12 protein-coding genes are annotated in these 17,817 nt (G+C 43.8%); all 12 read right to left on the minus strand.

The annotated features are described in order from the left end of the window. Positions 1-61: 61 nt before the first annotated feature. A complete protein-coding gene (locus tag A5867_RS13615) occupies positions 62-1,501 on the minus strand; it encodes a glutamate synthase subunit beta (RefSeq protein WP_005228830.1) in 1,440 nt (479 codons plus the stop codon). Position 1,502: 1 nt separating this feature from the next. Continuing rightward, a complete protein-coding gene (gltB, locus tag A5867_RS13620) occupies positions 1,503-6,008 on the minus strand; it encodes a glutamate synthase large subunit (protein ID WP_170927539.1) in 4,506 nt (1,501 codons plus the stop codon). A 369-nt stretch (positions 6,009-6,377) separates the two neighbouring features. Then, the gene (ileS, locus tag A5867_RS13625) at positions 6,378-9,173 is read right to left on the minus strand and encodes an isoleucine--tRNA ligase (protein ID WP_074933477.1); all 2,796 of its coding nucleotides are present in this window, start codon (positions 9,171-9,173) and stop codon (positions 6,378-6,380) included. Between the two features lie 497 nt (positions 9,174-9,670). Further along, positions 9,671-10,426 carry a DivIVA domain-containing protein gene (locus tag A5867_RS13630; RefSeq protein WP_005228824.1) on the minus strand — a complete coding sequence of 252 codons (756 nt, stop codon included), beginning with the start codon at positions 10,424-10,426 and terminating at the stop codon, positions 9,671-9,673. 20 nt (positions 10,427-10,446) lie between these two features. Next, the gene (locus tag A5867_RS13635) at positions 10,447-11,229 is read right to left on the minus strand and encodes an RNA-binding protein (protein WP_010749763.1); all 783 of its coding nucleotides are present in this window, start codon (positions 11,227-11,229) and stop codon (positions 10,447-10,449) included. Between the two features lie 18 nt (positions 11,230-11,247). Next, positions 11,248-11,511 carry a YggT family protein gene (locus tag A5867_RS13640; protein ID WP_005228822.1) on the minus strand — a complete coding sequence of 88 codons (264 nt, stop codon included), beginning with the start codon at positions 11,509-11,511 and terminating at the stop codon, positions 11,248-11,250. 26 nt (positions 11,512-11,537) lie between these two features. Next, positions 11,538-12,191, minus strand: a complete 654-nt coding sequence (sepF, locus tag A5867_RS13645; protein ID WP_010749764.1) for a cell division protein SepF — start codon at positions 12,189-12,191, stop codon at positions 11,538-11,540. 16 nt (positions 12,192-12,207) lie between these two features. After that, the gene (locus A5867_RS13650) at positions 12,208-12,879 is read right to left on the minus strand and encodes a YggS family pyridoxal phosphate-dependent enzyme (protein WP_087627816.1); all 672 of its coding nucleotides are present in this window, start codon (positions 12,877-12,879) and stop codon (positions 12,208-12,210) included. A 12-nt stretch (positions 12,880-12,891) separates the two neighbouring features. Next, a complete protein-coding gene (gene ftsZ, locus A5867_RS13655) occupies positions 12,892-14,136 on the minus strand; it encodes a cell division protein FtsZ (protein WP_005228816.1) in 1,245 nt (414 codons plus the stop codon). Between the two features lie 31 nt (positions 14,137-14,167). Then, complete coding sequence (gene ftsA / locus A5867_RS13660; RefSeq protein WP_005228814.1) at positions 14,168-15,490, minus strand: cell division protein FtsA; 1,323 nt, start codon at positions 15,488-15,490, stop codon at positions 14,168-14,170. A 153-nt stretch (positions 15,491-15,643) separates the two neighbouring features. Then, positions 15,644-16,627 (minus strand): cell division protein FtsQ/DivIB, encoded by a 984-nt coding sequence (locus tag A5867_RS13665; RefSeq protein ID WP_016608748.1) that lies wholly within the window; start codon positions 16,625-16,627, stop codon positions 15,644-15,646. A gap of 86 nt (positions 16,628-16,713) precedes the next feature. Next, positions 16,714-17,808 carry an undecaprenyldiphospho-muramoylpentapeptide beta-N-acetylglucosaminyltransferase gene (gene murG / locus A5867_RS13670; protein ID WP_010749767.1) on the minus strand — a complete coding sequence of 365 codons (1,095 nt, stop codon included), beginning with the start codon at positions 17,806-17,808 and terminating at the stop codon, positions 16,714-16,716. Between the last annotated feature and the right edge of the window lie 9 nt (positions 17,809-17,817).

The following is a 17,817-nucleotide window of genomic DNA, read 5'->3' on the forward strand; positions in this document are numbered from 1 at the left end:
CGCTGCTCCCCTTCTAATTCAGAAGGAGGAATAGCTGCTCAGGTTGTTTTTTATTGATTGCTTATTGATACACCAACGATCGTAACGCTTGATCGACTTTTTCTGCTGCTAAGCGTCCTTCACGAATCGCCCAGATGACTAAACTCGGTCCTCGTTTGGCATCTCCTGCGACTAACACTCGTTCATTGTTCGTCGTGTAATCATCGTACACTTCTCGCACACCAAAGGCATCGAAGAGTTGGGTCTCTGCACCAACAAAGCCCATTGCCAGCAAGACCAAATCCGCCTTGATCACTTGCTCTGTGCCAGGGATCGGCTGAAACTGTTGATCTACTGAGACCGTTTCGATGGCGATCAACTGGCCGCGTTCGGCGCCGATAAAGGCCGTTGTGGACACTCCATGATACGTCACTTGTGTTTGTAGCACTTCAGCCGCTTCTTCTTGCCCATATCCTGTGCGAGCTGTCATTGGGTATTCTGGCCAAGGATTGCTGTCGGTCCGTGTCAATGGCAGTTGGGGCGTGATCTCCAATTGACGCACAGAAGCGGCTCCTTGCCGAATCGCTGAACCAATACAGTCATTTCCAGTGTCGCCGCCACCAATCACGATAACATGTTTGCCAGCAAGTTTTTTACTTGTTGCCGCTTTGCCATGCTTTAACACATCTTTGGTTGCTTCCGTCAGATAATCGACTGCAAATTGCACCCCAGTCAATTCACGACCTGGAATCTTCAAGTCACGAGGAACACTAGCTCCTGTTGCCAAGATGACCCGATCATACTGAGCGGCCAATTCTTCTGCTGACAAGTCACGACCGATCTCCGTATTAGCGACAAAGGTCACGCCTAGCTCTGCCATCAAGTCAATCCGTCGCTGAACGACGTCTTTATCTAATTTCATATTTGGAATACCGTACATCAGTAAACCGCCAAAGCGATCACTGCGTTCATAGACCGTCACTTGATGCCCTAGTTGATTCAAGCGCCATGCAGCGGATAAACCAGCTGGTCCGCTGCCGACGATGGCAACTTTGAACCCAGTCGCTTCTTGAGGCAATCCCGAGGCTTTGACCCAATCATTTTCAAAAGCAGTATCGATAATAAAGCGTTCATTGTCGTGGATCGTGACACCCGAGCCATTCAGTGCTTCGGTACAGCCTTTTTCACAAGGAGCTGGACAAACACGACCAGTCATTTCAGGTAATGGGTTGGTTTTGGCAAGACGCTCAAAAGCGGCTTGGAAACGCCCTTGATAAACCAAGTCATTCCATTCAGGAATCAGGTTGTCATTGGGACAACCTGAAACCGCTCGTTGCCCCCCGTAAAAAGAACCGGTATGACAAAAAGGAATCCCGCAGTTCATACAGCGTGCTGCTTGCTCTTGACGCTCATTTTCAGGCAATGGCGTCTGTAATTCTTGCCAGTCTTCGATTCGTTCTGCCACTGGTCGGGTAGGATTTTCTACTCTTGGGTACTTTAAAAAACCAAATGGATCTGCCATATTAGTCACGCTCCTTTCCTGGGATGGTCAATTGTGGACCGACGACAGCTTCGAAGGCTTTCGTCACAAGTTCATCTCCGACAAACCCTTGGTCCGCCAAGGTCTCCGTCGCTTGGATCATCTGATGGTATTCTGTCGGATAGACTTTGATGAAATGGTGCTGCTGATTTTCCCAATCTTCTAGGATCTCAGCCGCCTTCAATGAATCTGTATAGGCGAAATGCTGCTGGATCATCTCTTTTAGTTGGTGGTCATCGCCGCTTTCGCCAATCCGATATAAATCAACCATTTCCCGATTGCATTTATCGGCAAAGGTTTGATCGGGGTCGTAAACATACGCCACGCCACCGGACATTCCAGCACCGAAGTTGCGGCCGGTTTTTCCTAATATCACCACGACACCGCCAGTCATGTACTCACAGCCATGATCGCCAACACCTTCGACAACGACATTGGCTCCACTGTTACGAACACAAAAGCGTTCGCCAGCAATGCCTCGGAAATAGCCTTCGCCTCGATTTGCCCCGAAGCACGCTACATTACCAACAATTGGTGAATGCTCTGCGTCATAAGCGGCATCTTCAGGTGGCACAATGATTAAGCGGGCACCGCTTAACCCTTTGGCTACATAATCGTTGGCCTCACCGATCAGTTTCAACTGGATGCCTTGGGTGGCAAAAGCCCCAAAGCTTTGTCCAGCAATACCTCGATACGTAAACTGTAACAGACCTGGCGTAACTTCATAATTGCCAAAACGTTCCGCGATCCAGCCTCCTAAACGCGCGCCGACTGAGCGTTGAACATTATTAATCGTATGATTCGTCACGATTTCTTGATTGTTGTCGATAGCAGCTTGTGCAAAAGCATCTAATTCTGGCCATTGACGTTTCTCAAGGAATGGATCGGTCACTTTGCGTTCGATTGGGATCGTCGTCCCAATCATTTTCGAAAAGTCTAATGATTTTGCTTTGCCTTTAGCAACGAAGCGTGGTGTCAACAATTCCGCATGTCCTACCATCTCATCGATGGTACGAAAGCCTAACTCAGCCATCGTTTCCCGTAGATCTTCTGCTAAAAAGTACATCGTGTTGATGATGTGCTCAGGTTTTCCAGCAAAAAATTTTCGCAACGCTGGGTTCTGTGTAGCAATGCCGACAGGACATGTATTGATACTGCATACCCGCATCATGACACAACCAATCGCAACTAGCGCTAAAGAGGCAAAGCTATATTCTTCTGCTCCTAAAAGAGCAGCAATGGCGATGTCCCGACCCGTCATCAATTTTCCATCTGTCTCTAAGGTCATTCGCTGCCGCAAATGATTCATAGCTAACGTTTGATGGGCTTCTGCAAGCCCCATCTCCCAAGGCAAGCCGGCATCACGGATCGAATTTCTCGGAGAAGCACCAGTCCCACCGTCATAGCCTGAGATCACGACTACGTCTGCGCCAGCTTTGACGACACCGGTAGCGATCGTACCCACGCCCGTACTAGAAACCAATTTGACATTGATCCGTGCATACGGATTGATGGCTTTTAAGTCATAGATCAGCTGGGCTAGATCTTCAATCGAATAAATGTCGTGATGTGGTGGCGGTGAAATCAATCGAACACCAGGCGTAGACCCTCGAATCTCGGCGACCCACGGGAAGACTTTATTGCCTGGTAATTGACCGCCTTCTCCAGGTTTCGCCCCTTGCGCCATTTTGATCTGAAGTTCATCTGCACTCATTAAATATTCGGCGTTGACACCAAAACGGCCAGAAGCTACTTGTTTGATACGACTATTATAATTAATGCCATCCACTGGTTTGAAACGATTTCGGTTTTCGCCACCTTCTCCACTGTTGGATTTTGCCCCGATCGCATTCATTCCTTCAGCAATACAGCGATGCGCTTCTTCACTTAGTGAGCCGTAGGACATCGCCCCGACTTTAAATCGTTTGACGATCGTTTCGACAGGCTCCACCTCAGCTAACGGAATACTGCGTCTTGTGTTCGCAAAGGTCCACATAGACCGTAACGTCGTTGGATGGTCCAATGCCTCTTGATTCATTTCCGCCGCATATTCTTTATAAAGCTCATAACTGCCTGTGCGAACGGCTTTTTGGAACCCATAGATCGTTTTTGGATTGAACAAATGATGCTCCCCATCGGCTTTGTACTGGAAACTACCGCCAGAATCAAGATAATCCATTCGTTTTTCACCATATGCGGCCTCATAACGCGTCAGATATTCTTGCTCGATTTGCGCTAACGAGAGACCACCGATACGGGTAACCGTGCCGGTAAAATATTCAGCGATGACTTTCTCAGAGATACCAACCGCTTCAAACAATTGTGCCCCGTGGTAACCGGCGATCGTTGAGATTCCCATTCGTGACATGATTTTGACAATGCCCTTTTCACATGCCTTGCGGTAACTTTCGATCTTCTCTGAAAGCTCAAAGTGCGCCAATGTCTGGTAAGCCCCATAAGGATGAACCCCACTTGCTCCGTAGCCGACTAACATGGCATAATGATGGACCTCACAGACTTCCGCAGTATCCGCAACGATCGATGCCAAGGAACGTTTGCCTTTTCGCACCAAATAATTGTGCAGGCCTGATACCGCCAAGAGAATCGGAATCGCCACTTTTCCTTCTTGCGCTTGGATGACTTCCCGATCACTTAAAATGATGATCGTTGCCCCAGCATCGATTTTTTGCTCCGTTTCTTTAAAAAGCGCTTCTAACGCTTGTTGCAAAGCTACCCCGTTTTCTGGTACATAATCATAAAGAATCGACTGTGAAACCGCTTTTTGACCATTTTGATTTAACTGTTTGATCTTTTCATATTCACTCGTTTTTAACACAGGACTAGCAATCTTCAGCTTATTACAATTGATTCGGATGTCCTTTGAAACATCCCCATCTCGACCTAAAAACAGCTCGGTACCGATCACTAATTTTTCGCGAATCGCATCAATGGGTGGATTGGTCACTTGGGCGAATTGTTGCTTGAAGTACGTAAACAAGGATTGGGGACGTTCGCTCAAAATAGCTAAGGGTGAATCAAACCCCATGGAGATCACTGGTTCTTCTCCCGTTTGAGCCATTGGTAAGATCAACGTGCGTATGATCTCATCCGTGTAGCCATTTCGTTTCCAAAGGGTCTGGATCGCATCGTCTGCTGTTTCCTCCTGCTTCTCAGTCCCAGGAAGCAACTCTGGTGTCAATAGGTGTTCCGCTAGCCACTCCTGGTAAGGATGGGCATTCGCATAATGCGCTTTGATTTCTTGATTTCGTAAGATCATCCCTTTTTGGGTATCCACCAAAAACATATTTGCTGGTCCAAGCACCCCTTTTTCAATCACTTCCGACGCTGGTAAATCCACCACTCCTGACTCAGAGGCCACGACAACAAAACCAGCTTTCGTGATCGAGTAGCGAGATGGTCGCAATCCATTACGATCAAGGGCAGCTCCCACCATCTCCCCATCGGTAAAGCATAAAGCTGCTGGACCATCCCAAGGAGCCATAAAGCTTGCATTGTATTCATTAAAAGCCGTCAGTTCTGGCGTCAAGCCAGCTTCTTTAGACCACGCTTCTGGCACCATCATCAACAGTGCTTGGGGAATGTCCCGACCTTGACGATACAAGTATTCCATACAATTTTCCAGCTTCGCAGAATCGGAGTTTTCGTCATCGTAGACTTCGATCTGATGTCCATGCATCCAATTTTCCGCCCCGCGTAACGTGTTGATTTCGCCATTATGGGCTAAGAAACGAAAAGGTTGCGCCCGACTCCAGCTTGGAAAGGTATTCGTTGAAAAACGAGAATGAGTCAAAGCAATACTCGAAGTCATTTCTGGGCTTTGAAGATCTTTGAAAAACAAGCCAACTTGATAGGCATGCAGCATCCCTTTATAAACAACTGTCTTACTGGACAAGCTGCAGATAGACAGCTCATCGGTATGATATGTTTTTTCCAGTTTACGCCGTAGCCGATAAAGCTGATCTTCAAAGGGACGGCCAGCTGCTACATCGACAGGCTTTTCAATAAAGACTTGCACGAAAGATGGCATGACTTTTTGCGCCCCTGGCCCACACTGATAATAATCATATGGAACGTCACGCTGCCATAAAACCGTAAAACCCATTTGTTGAATGTCTTTAGTTACTTCTTCTTGGACCTGTGCTGCTCGGAGCTTTTCTTTCGGTAAAAAAAACATCCCAACAGCATAGGCGCCTTTTTCAGGCAATGGGATTCTTGCCTCTTTTGCCCGCTGCTGAAAAAAAGGATCTGGCATCGCCATCAAGATTCCTGCTCCGTCCCCCGTGTCAGGTTCAGCGCCAGTTCCCCCTCGATGATTCATCCGTTCTAACATCGTTAAGGCATTTTGGACGAGCTCTCGGGAATAATGACCATTTTTCTGAGCAATGAACCCCATCCCACAAGCATCTTTTTCAAAAGCGGCATCGTACATCGTTTGGTTCGTTGTTTTCATCATCTCTAAATCACTCATGGAATCACACTTTCTTTCAATTTTCTGAATATTCCGATTTTTAACAGTTTACAACCTGATTTTCTATCTGGCAAGTTTTTTTTACTTGATCGGATCTCGTTGTTTTCTTCCTTCAAGGGTTACTTACATCCATTGAACAAGTAGTTACTTGTAAATCACAGGCAGGAATCTTCGTCTAATAAGGTTTTTTTATTATACAATAAACTATCGTAAAATTATTGCAAACAAATGAGAATCGTTATCAATTAACGCGGATTTTCTCATTTGGATGTCACAAACAGCTACTTATGTCCCATTTTCAAGGAACAAGCTTGATTGATTTCAAAAAAAAAAGATGACCCGCAATGGGATCATCTTATTCCGTTTTTTTTATTTTTCAAAGCCTTCTGCAACCGCTTCAGGATAGTTCTCTTTGACGATGGCTGCGCAATGGCCGCAAAGTGTTGGTAGTTGCTCTTCTACACCGACATCCACACGGACTTGACGACAACGTTCGCAGACTTCACCTTCGGCTTTCTCCACTAAGATCGCCACGTCTTCGAATTGGTAAGCCGCTTCTGGTGCTGCTTCACCTGCTTCTTTGATCGTTAAGAAGTCCGGTGAAATGATCAGCAACTGAGCGATATCTGAATCAATGGCTTTTAGTAATGCCGCAACCGGTTCGGTTGGATAGACAGTCACTTTTGCTTCAAACGATTTCCCGATCAGTTTTGCATTACGCGCTTCTTCCAATGCTTTTAAGACATTGTCACGGAAATCAAGGAAAGCACGCCATAAATCAAGCAGCTCTTCTTGGTTAGCAAATGTATCATAGCCAGGGAACTCCGCTAATTGGACATATTCCTCTTCTTCTTTCAAATGTGACCAGATTTCTTCTGCCGTATGGGGAATGATCGGCGTCAGTAATTTCGTCAACGCAACCGCTGTTTGATAAAAGACGGTTTGCATGGCGCGACGTTGGAAATCATTTTCAGCTTCGATATAAACGACATCTTTCGCAAAATCCAAATAGAAGGATGACATATCGACTGTCAAGAAGTTGATGACTGTTCGGTAAATATGCAAGAAGTTGTATTTTTCATAACCATCTTCTCGGATCGTTTTGATCGTTTGATTCAGACGAACCATCATGTATTTATCGACAGAACGCAAGTTTTCAAATGGTACGCTGTCTTTTTCTGGATCAAAATCATTCGTGTTAGCCAATAAGAAACGCATGGTATTGCGAATTTTCCGATAGACTTCTGATACTTGATTCAAGATATCCATAGACACTCGGACATCCGCTTCGTAGTCAACACTGCTGACCCAAAGGCGCAAAATATCCGCACCCATTTGGTTAATCACTTTTTCTGGTGCAATGGTATTTCCAAGAGATTTACTCATTTTACGGCCTTCGCCATCTAAGGTGAAGCCTTGAGACAAGACGGCTTTGTATGGTGCGACTTCATTGATCGCCACACTAGTTGTGATACTTGAGTTGAACCACCCGCGATATTGATCAGAACCTTCCAAGTACATGTCAGCTGGGAACGTCAATTCTGGACGTTGACGTAACACGGCTTCGTGAGAAGAACCTGAATCAAACCAAACATCCATGATGTCAGTTTCTTTCGAGAATTTACCGTTTGGTGAGCCTGGATGCGTGAAGCCAGCCGGCAGCAATTCTTCGGCTTCTTTTTCAAACCAAATCGTTGAACCATGTTCAGCAAACAAGTTTGCCACATGCTCGATCGTTTCAGGCGTGATGATGGCTTCGCCGTTTTCTGCATAAAAGATTGGCAATGGTACACCCCACGCACGTTGACGAGAGATCACCCAGTCGCCGCGATCGCGAATCATATTGTATAAACGGGTTTTGCCCCATGGAATGATCCAATCTACTTTTTCGATCTCATCCAAAATGTTTTGACGGAACTTATCAATTGAAGCAAACCATTGTGGCGTTGCCCGATAGATGACTGGTTTTTTCGTCCGCCAATCATGTGGATAGCTGTGAGTAAAGAAGTTTAGTTTTAATAGCGCCCCTTTTTCTTCTAAAAGCTCAGTGATCATTGGATTGGCTTTGTCATAAAAGACCCCTTCAAATCCTGGTGCTTCTTCTGTGAAGACCCCACGGCTATCGACTGGCGATAAGACATCTAGCCCATATTTTTTGCTGACGATGTAGTCATCTTCCCCGTGTCCTGGTGCAGTGTGGACCAAACCAGTACCGGCATCCAATGTCACATGATCCCCTAACATCAACAGAGACGTACGGTCATAGAAAGGATGTTGCGCCGTCATTTTTTCTAATTGATCGCCTGCCAATTCTTGCAATACTTCGACAGATTCCCAACCAATCTCATTCGTCACGGTTTCTAATAAATCTTTTGCCACGACAAATTTACGACCATCAGCCAAGATTTGAACATAGGCAAAGGTTGGATTCACAGAGATTCCTAGATTCGCTGGCAAGGTCCATGGCGTCGTCGTCCAGATAACAAAAGATGTATCTGAATCAAGCAAATCTTTGCCATCTGCGACTGGGAAAGCAACATAGATCGATGGTGATTTCACATCTTTGTATTCGATCTCGGCTTCTGCTAGTGATGATTCACTAGATGGTGACCAGTAGATTGGTTTTAATCCTTTGTAGATATAGCCTTTTTCTGCCATTTTTCCGAAAACGCGAATTTCTGCAGCTTCATAATCGGGCGTCAGTGTGATGTATGGGTGCTCCCAGTCACCAGAAACCCCTAAACGTTTGAAGTCAGCTCTTTGTGTATCCACTTGGGTCAAAGCATATTCTTCACATTTTTTGCGGTATTCTGCCAAGCTCATTTCTTTGCGCTTGATTCCTTTATTTGTCAACACTTGCTCGATCGGCAAACCATGGGTATCCCAACCAGGTACATAAGGGGAACGGAAACCTGACATTGATTTGGAACGTACGATAATGTCTTTACTGATTTTGTTCAATGAGTGTCCGATATGGATGTTCCCATTTGCATAAGGAGGACCATCGTGTAAGACAAAGGTTGGCTTGCCTTCATTTAATTCTTGACGGCGTTGATACAATCGATTTTCTTCCCATTCTTTTTGCCAATCCACTTCGCGGTTCGGCAAGTTGCCTCGCATTGGAAAAGCGGTTTTTCCAAGATGCAGTGTTTCTTTCATTTTCATTCTTGTTTCGCTCCTTTTCGTCTCACTACGTTTCCGTATAATTTCTAAATCCATTGACTCGACCAATCAATTGCTTCTATTGAACGTATCAAAATGGATTGGTTGCCATGACTTCCTTGTGTTTAGGTCTCACTGATTTTAAAAATCAATCCTAGTGATTCCTCGTTTGGTTACTACGCTCCCTACGGTCGCCTAGTACTGTTCATCATCTGCTCTGTTCCGCATTGCGGACCAGAGCAGATGATGAACAGCAAAAAACACGTCCGTCCCTGGCAAGGGACGAACGTGTTCGTGGTACCACCCAAATTTTTATTGTCGTTAGACAATTCTTTGATGATCGGTAACGGGATCAGGCGTCGTTCTCTACTTGAGTCTTTGGATAATCGGCTCTTTAAAGAACGCAACTCACAGATGATCTGATTTCTTACAGGGTTTTATTTGGCTTCCACTCTCCCAAACTCGCTTGAAAAATATAAGAAATTTTTCTGTTCTGTGTCTTAGTTGTTATCTGTTTTGTTCAATTCGTCTAATAAGTTTCTCGCATCATCTAATGTTTTCACTTCAGGGCTTTCGCTTACATCAACGATTTTTTCATCTGATTCAACAACGTCCACATCAAATGTGTCCACTGCTTCTGAGTTTACTCCAGAACCATTTTCACTGTCAAGTTCTTTTGATAAAACTTCTCTGATTACTTGATGGGAATCTTGCACGTAGCTTGAAAATGGCGCCAAAATCTCTTCCCACTCGGGGCTCTTCACTTGTTCTAATTGGGTTTGTAACATAACCAATAAGTTGTTGTGGAAGACTCTGGTTTTCTTCTTCAAGTCATTTGTTTCTGTTGCCAATTGACGGGCATTGTCTGTTGCATCCGTCAAAATCTCTTTGGCTTTTTCTTCCGCTGAGGTCATCAAGGCATGGGCATGTTTTTCTGCAGTAGCAACCATTTCATCCGCACGGTTTTGGGCAGACGTAACAATCACTTCTGATTCTTTGCTTGCGCTTGTTTTTACTTTATCCGCGGTATCTTGAGCCACGATGATGGATTGGTTCAAGGCGTCTTTCAGTTCATTGAAATACTCTAGTTTTTCTTCGGCGTGTTTCAATGATTTCTCTAATTCGCGATTGCGTTGAACCGCTTCTTCATAATCGCGGACGATCATATCCAAAAAGTCATCGACTTCGTCTTGGTTGTATCCTCTCATTTTTACTGAAAAGTTTTTATTTTGAATGTCTAATGGAGTTAATGCCATATTCTATACACCTCTTTGATTTATTTACGTAATACACCTAATAACAATCTAACTTTTTCTTTTTTCGTGGTTCCTTCTAACCCCTGTATTTGAATCCGACCAAATCCTCTTACTGAAACGATATCCAGTAAATCCAGAACAAAATCTGGTCGTAGTGCTTCTGTCCAGTTTACTTTTACTTTTCCTGATTCGATCAACTGTTTCGAACGCTGACGTGAGATGTTGTATACGGCAGAGATCACTGTATCAAGACGCAATGAACTAACCGTTTCTCTTTCCTCGGTCCAGCCATCTTTAGGAACGATCAACTCGGTGTATTTTGTTTCTTCCAAGCGCACCGAGACGTTTCCGATTTTATCCACTTGGAGTTGGATAAAATGACTGACTTCAGCGGCAACGAATACTTGCCATATTTCACCATCGGAAAGAATGTCTCCAAAGTATTCCCTCTTGACTCCAGTCCCCATTAACGTGCCTAAAACTTTTCCATGACTCAACACCGTAAATTTTTTCGGGTATTGAATCGTAAACAAAGTCATGTCAAACTCATCGGTGGTGGGCTCATAATAATCGGGATAAATCAAACAACGTCGTCTTTCAGCAGCTTCGTAACCACCAAAAAAGCGGAAGCTTAAATCCGTTGATTGACGAATCAAGCTTTCTAAAATATACGCTTGTCTCGGATCTAAAAAATCAGTTAAGTAAGGCGCATACTGCATTTGCACTTGTTCGATCCATCCTTGAGCGGAATCAATAAAAGGGCGTTCATCGTTTCGAAAATGTTGATAGACATTTGCGTTCACCGATAACCACCCCTTACGTTAAAATAAAATTGATTGTAAGATCAATATCAATGCTTGTGATGCTAGCTGTAAGACGATAATTGCAAACGCAATCGTAAAATCAATACCAGCAAAACTTAATTTCAATCGATCAAATAAACTCAAATACGGTTCACACACTTTTGCTAAGAAACGGCCAAAAGCGGATTGATACCCTCCTGGAAACCAAGACAAAAGTGCATAGATCACTAATAAAATGGTATACAGATAAACAGCATCACTTAGTAATTTAACGAATCTCAAAAATAAAATTGGCGTTCCTCCTCACTTTAGATATCAAAAAAATTGGTATCTGCTAATGTTTGGGCAGTGCCTTCAATTTCCATACCCTTAGGCGTGCAAAGAAAAATTTCATCGCCAACACGCTTGATATCACCATCTTCAGCGTACACTGTTCCTGTTAAAAAATCAACTATTCGACGAGCTTGGTACTCTTCAATTAAATGAAAATTAACAAGTACAGCATCCCCATTGATGACCTGCTTGGCAATACCCATCGCTTCGGAATAAACGCGTGGCTCTACGATCGTTATTTTACCAGCTGCTTGTGCGGGTGTTTCTTTTGCTTTTGTTTCTTTGACTCTCGTATTGCTTCTTTGTTGTGCCATCGGAACGACTTTTTCTTCCGTCTTCGTCACCGGTCTTACCCGTTCAGCCGCAGCTGAGGCTTGTTGATAGACAGCTGCTTGTGGTTGCTGTCTGTATTGATAGGCTTGATTTTGTGGTTGACTTGTTGTACGTGTTGCCGCTTGGCCAGATGCATACGTATTCGTGGTTGCTCTGGGGGCTGTAAAAGCTCCTCCTTGGTTCACAGCTTGTTTAGACGCTGTGCGTGCCGGTTCTTCCGTGGCAAATGTTTCTTCGTAGTAATCTTCTTCGTCAGTCAATCCAAAAAAATTGGTCAGTTTCTCTTTGAGCGACATCGGTCAACCTCCTTTTTTATTGAAATAATGCTGTTCCTACACGAATAAATGTTGCACCTTCTTGAATCGCAATGGGAAAATCATTACTCATTCCCATACTCGTTTCTAAGCAAGGGGCATGTGTAAGATGCAGGTCAGCGATCTGTTGTTGAATCCTTTTTAATTCTTTAAAAATCTGATGCTGCTCGTCTTTGGAAGCAGTGAGCGGGGCCATCGTCATCAATCCAACAACACGAATTTTGTCGAACGAAGCAAGTGCTTCAATAAAAGCCATTACCTCTTCAACAAAAATCCCTTGTTTCGTTGCTTCCTGCGAAACATTCACTTCCACAAAGCAGTTGATCGGATGCTCTGCTCGTTTTTGAATTTCTTGTGCCAGTTTGATTGAATCTAACGCATGGAAAAAATCAATCTCATTTATAATTGATTTTACCTTTCTGCGTTGCAAATTGCCAATAAAATGCCAACGGACATCTGGATAATCCCTTAGTGCTGCCTTCTTTTCAAGTAGTTTTTCTACTCGATTTTCTGCACAATCCCGCACACCATTTTCTAAAAGGACTCTTGTTGTTTCTGTATCGACGGATTTTGTCACAGCTGTCAAACAGACATCATTGGCATTTCTAGAAACAAGAGCACAGGAATCCTGTATCTCTTGCTGAATCTTGTGCAAGTTCTCAGAAATCATGTGCTCTGCCCCCTAGCGTTTACGACGGAAAAATGGTGGTGTGCTTAATTCGTCGTCATCATTCGAACGTACTTCATCACGGCTGAAGGTATCGAATTCTTTCTTTTCTACATTTTCAAATGTGTTTTCTTCTACTTTAGGTCGTACATTTTGTTCTTTGCGGATATCCCAATCACCAAAGCCATTGCTTTCTTCTGCTTGCGCTGGGCGTGCTTGATCCATATCTAATGTTGGTTTTTGAGGGATAGAATGAATTTGACCTTGGCTTTGTCTGCTAGAGCGAGAACCCCGTTCTTTTTTTGAAGGGTCAATGCCGGTTGCAATGACTGTCACACGGATCTCATCGCCTAAGTCTTCATTGATTGATGTACCTAAGATAATGTTTACGTCGCCTGTTGCCGCATGAGCGACGATATCAGAAGCATCTTGTGCTTCAAATAAAGTCATATCCAATCCGCCAGTGATGTTCAATAGCACTTGTTCTGCGCCATCGATCGACGTTTCTAGTAATGGTGAAGAGATCGCTTTTTTCGTTGCTTCGATCACACGTTCTTCCCCGCTAGCAACACCGATTCCCATCAAGGCTGTGCCTTGATTTTCCATTACTGTTTTCACATCAGCGAAGTCTAAGTTGACATAGCCAGGTGCAGTGATCAGGTCTGAGATCCCTTGAACCCCTTGACGCAAGACATTGTCTGCTTCACGGAATGCTTCAAGCATTGGCGTTTTCTTGTCAACAACTTCTAATAAACGGTTGTTTGAGATGATCAATAAGGTATCGACATTCTCTTTTAATTTAGCGATGCCTTCAGCCGCAAAACGGCCACGTTTTGGTCCTTCAAATGTAAACGGACGAGTAACGACACCGACTGTCAACGCGCCGATTTCTTTAGCGATTTTCGCTACGATCGGTGCAGCACCTGTTCCGGTTCCGCCACCCATACCAGCGGTAATGAAAATCATGTCTGCGCCTTCTAATGATTCGCGAATAGAATCTTCACTTTCTTCCGCTGCTTTTTGACCAACTTCTGGTTGAGAGCCAGCACCAAGTCCGCGGGTATATTTAGGGCCTAATTGAATGACTGTTTCTGCTTTTGAGTTTTTTAACGCTTGAACGTCAGTGTTGGCTGCAATAAATTCTACGCCCTTGACATTTTCTTCGATCATACGATTAACTGCGTTGCCGCCACCGCCACCGACTCCGATGACTTTGATCACAGCGCCGTCATTGATGTTATTATCAATTGAAAATTCCATAATTTATCTTCCTCCTGAGAATCGTTTTAGATTATTCAAAGATATTTGAGAAGAAATCTTTTACTCGGTTTGTGATCGACTCACCTTTTTTCTCTTCTTCTGCTTCTTCATAAGTTTCTTCTGGCGCTTCATATTGTTCGTAATGCACTTCTTGTTGTTGAATAGCAACGGGCTGTTGCGCCACTGTTTTTTCACCAGTGATCGCACTTTTGGCAAGCTGGTACACTTCGCTTAAGTTTGCCGAATAGTCAACGATACTGATCACATTCGTGAAAACAGGATTTCTAAGTCCCATATGATTAGGAACGTAAAGCTTGACGTTTGTTTCGAATACTTCTTGAGCAAGATCTACGACACCAGGAAGACTTGCAGCGCCACCAGTCAAGATCACGCCACCCGGTAAATCAAGTCCATCGATTTCGTCTAGGACTTCTTTTGATTTGGTGAAGATTTGTTCCATACGGGCTTCAATGATTTCTGATAAATAGCGTTCATCGATTTTCACTGGTTCTGATTTTCCGATCACATCAACCGGAAATTCTTCGCTGGCTGAAGTGCGTTCAGGATACGCATCCCCATAATTGATCTTCAATGCTTCTGCATTGTTGAAAGAGGTATTTAAAACCGTCGAAATGTCTTTTGTGACAAATTCGCCGCCCTCTTGGTTCACATGGGTGAATTTCAATTGCTTGTCGTGCATCGCTGCTGTGGTTGTTTGGCCGCCACCGATGTCGATGACGATCGTACCAAAATCTTTTTCACCGTCTGATAAAATCGATTCCGTTAGTGCTAATGGCGTAATGACTACTTCATTAACAATCAGACCAGATTTTTCAACACATTTGCGAATGTTGTGAATGATGGTTTTTGGTCCTGTATACACAACACCAAACATTTCTAGGCGAACCCCGATCATGCCACGAGGATCTTTGATTCCTTCAAAACCATCAACGGTAAATTCCTGCGGTAAAATAGCAATGATCTGTCTTTCAGGAGGGGTAGAACGAACGAGTGCTGCGGAGGCAACATTACGCACGTCTTCGTCGGTGATCTCTTTTGATTCACTATTGACAGCGATCATTCCTTGACAATTTTCCACTTCAAGAAGATTGGCTGGTACACCAACACTTACACTGCGAATTTGAATTCCTGCTTTTTCTTCTGCTTGTCTTACTGCTCTTTGAATGGCTTGTACCGTTTTATCGATATCTACAATGATCCCACGGTTGATTCCTTCTGATTTTGCATTACCTACACCAATGATATTCATTTGGCTGTCAACGTATTCGGCTACTACAACTTTTACAGATGTCGTACCGATATCAAGGCCAACATACATTCCCGTTTTTGCCATGGATGGGGTTCCCTCCTACTTAAATTGGATATATAGCGAACCATCACAGTCCGTTTTTAGAGTTCATTCGAATAATTTGTTCACTGTTACCAATTCTACCATATAATGGCGCTTTTTAGAAACAAGTTAATGAAAAAAACTCTTGAATTTTTCCTAAGAATCACTATCAGCTGTTTGATTTTCGTCTGCATCGTCTTCTTGTGTATTTGAAATTGGGTAAGTAAAGATTCCAACTTCCATATCCACAATACTGTCCTCGGTCAAATCTTTGGCAATTTGCGGATAATACTGCATTTGACTCACCATATTCGAAATGTTGACGATCACTTGATTGCCATCATTCATAAAGAGAGTCAGCAGCTCATCATTGCTGTCACGGGGGGTATATTTGATTTGAGAAACGCCATCGCGAATTTCTGAACTTAATTCTTGATAGGCACTAAGTGTTGCTTTGATTTTATCTTCAGCCGAAAAATTTTCTAAAACCGGCAATCCTTCCACTGGCTGCTCACTGATTTCATCTAACACAACGCCATTTTCTAAAACCGGCGCATAGCCACCATCTTGGGCTAGTAAAGCAACTTCTTGAAATTCAGTGACAGTGATATCGAAGCGATTGATACCAGATAGAGAAATTGAGGCATTTTTTATACGTGGCAATTCTTTTTTGATGGCAGACACGCTTTGATTACGTTCGAAAAATTGCGGCCACATCTCTTCATTGACGGTTAGGTCCGAATTTTCGAGAATTGCTTCTGCGGATACTTCATGATTGCCTTTGACGACCACATTCGCCAAACGACTAAGGGGCGAAACGAAATACAAAACAATCAATAAAGGAATCATCAACAATCCAATAATCAAGGCTAAACGGCGAATCAACACTTGGTTGCGGTACGCCTTTAGGTTAGGCAGCCGATCAGCAAAGGAGCGGGCCTTATTTTCTGGCTCTGGCAATGCTTCCTTCTCATCAACAGACTCTTCCATTGCTTCATCTGCTTCAAAAAATGTTTCTTCTTGCTCGTCTTCATGGTCTTTGGACGAATCTTCTGTTTCTTCAGGAGCAGGAGAAGACCAAGCTGGCTGATTGCCTTTTTCTTGCAAATACTTTAGATTTTCTTTTTGCCAAGGGGTCAACTCTTCCGTTGACGAGGGGGTTTGATCATCATGAGGTGTTTTGTCTTTACTAATGATAATCGCTCCTTTCTATCCCACACATTGTACTATTTGATTACCTCTTGCACAAGTCGAAATAATCGTTCTGAGGCATCGCTGATCCCTTGTTCTTTTGAGGCTTTTGCCATCTTACTACGAAGGGCTTCATCTTGCATGATACTGTCTACTGCTTCCACGAGGTTTTGACTGTTTAGTTCATGATCGGCAATCATTTTGACTGCTCCTGCATTGGCTAAACTTTGGGCGTTCTTCGTTTGGTGGTCATTGGTCACATAAGGACTAGGAATCAAAATCGCTGGAATCCCTAATGCAGTGAATTCTGCGATCGATGTGGCTCCTGCTCGTCCAATCAACAAATCACTATTTGCCATCACTTCTGCCATCTGATCAATGTAAGGGCGAATACTGATATTAGGAAAGGCATCTTTTGACATGCCGATTTTTTCTTCGATCTCTTTGTAATACCGTTCACCTGACGCATAGAGAAGCTGATACTCTTTTTGAGCAAACAGCGGCAGCGCATCAATGATCGCTTGATTGATTTTCAGTGCTCCTTGACTCCCACCAAAAACCAAGACCGTCTTTTTCGCCGGATTTAAATCGTAGGAAGACAAGATCGCTGACTTTTGACTGTTGCGTACTTCTTGACCTCTGGGATTCCCCACCAGCACCGTTTTCTTCGCTGGAAAGTACTGGGACGCATCGTGAAAGGCAATGGCGATTTTGTCCACATATTTGGTTAGAAATTTATTCGTGATCCCGGGAACACTATTTTGTTCATGAATAATTGTAGGAATTTTCAACTTCGCTGCAGCAAAGACCACCGCGCCAGAAACGTAGCCGCCGGTGCCGATCACCACATCCGGTTGAAACTCCTTGATGATTTTTTTGGCTGCGTAATAACTTTTCATGAAAAGTTGGATCGTTTTTACATTATCGAAGGACAACTTACGCTTAAAGCCTTGGATTTCTAATGTTTTAAAAGGAATACCTGTTGGAGGGACGATTTTATTTTCCAAGCCCCTTGTTGCACCAATGTATAAAAATTCGGCTGTCGGGTCAATCTCTTTTACATAATCGACAAAAGACAACGCTGGATAAATATGTCCGCCAGTACCGCCGCCAGTCACAAGTATTTTCATATCCGTCAC

It is taken from the genome of Enterococcus sp. 6D12_DIV0197 (genome assembly GCF_002174385.1).
GTDB lineage: Bacteria > Bacillota > Bacilli > Lactobacillales > Enterococcaceae > Enterococcus_D > Enterococcus_D casseliflavus.

Bases quoted from the DNA above. Each gene is read 5' to 3' on its own strand.
- A5867_RS13650 (WP_087627816.1), bottom strand. From the start codon at position 12,879: ATGATTTCTGAGAACTTGCACAAGATTCAGCAAGAGATACAGGATTCC.
- A5867_RS13630 (WP_005228824.1), bottom strand. From the start codon at position 10,426: ATGGCATTAACTCCATTAGACATTCAAAATAAAAACTTTTCAGTAAAA.
- A5867_RS13615 (WP_005228830.1), bottom strand. From the start codon at position 1,501: ATGGCAGATCCATTTGGTTTTTTAAAGTACCCAAGAGTAGAAAATCCT.
- gltB (WP_170927539.1), bottom strand. From the start codon at position 6,008: ATGAGTGATTTAGAGATGATGAAAACAACGAACCAAACGATGTACGAT.
- murG (WP_010749767.1), bottom strand. From the start codon at position 17,808: ATGAAAATACTTGTGACTGGCGGCGGTACTGGCGGACATATTTATCCA.
- ftsZ (WP_005228816.1), bottom strand. From the start codon at position 14,136: ATGGAATTTTCAATTGATAATAACATCAATGACGGCGCTGTGATCAAA.
- ileS (WP_074933477.1), bottom strand. From the start codon at position 9,173: ATGAAAATGAAAGAAACACTGCATCTTGGAAAAACCGCTTTTCCAATG.
- sepF (WP_010749764.1), bottom strand. From the start codon at position 12,191: ATGTCGCTCAAAGAGAAACTGACCAATTTTTTTGGATTGACTGACGAA.
- ftsA (WP_005228814.1), bottom strand. From the start codon at position 15,490: ATGGCAAAAACGGGAATGTATGTTGGCCTTGATATCGGTACGACATCT.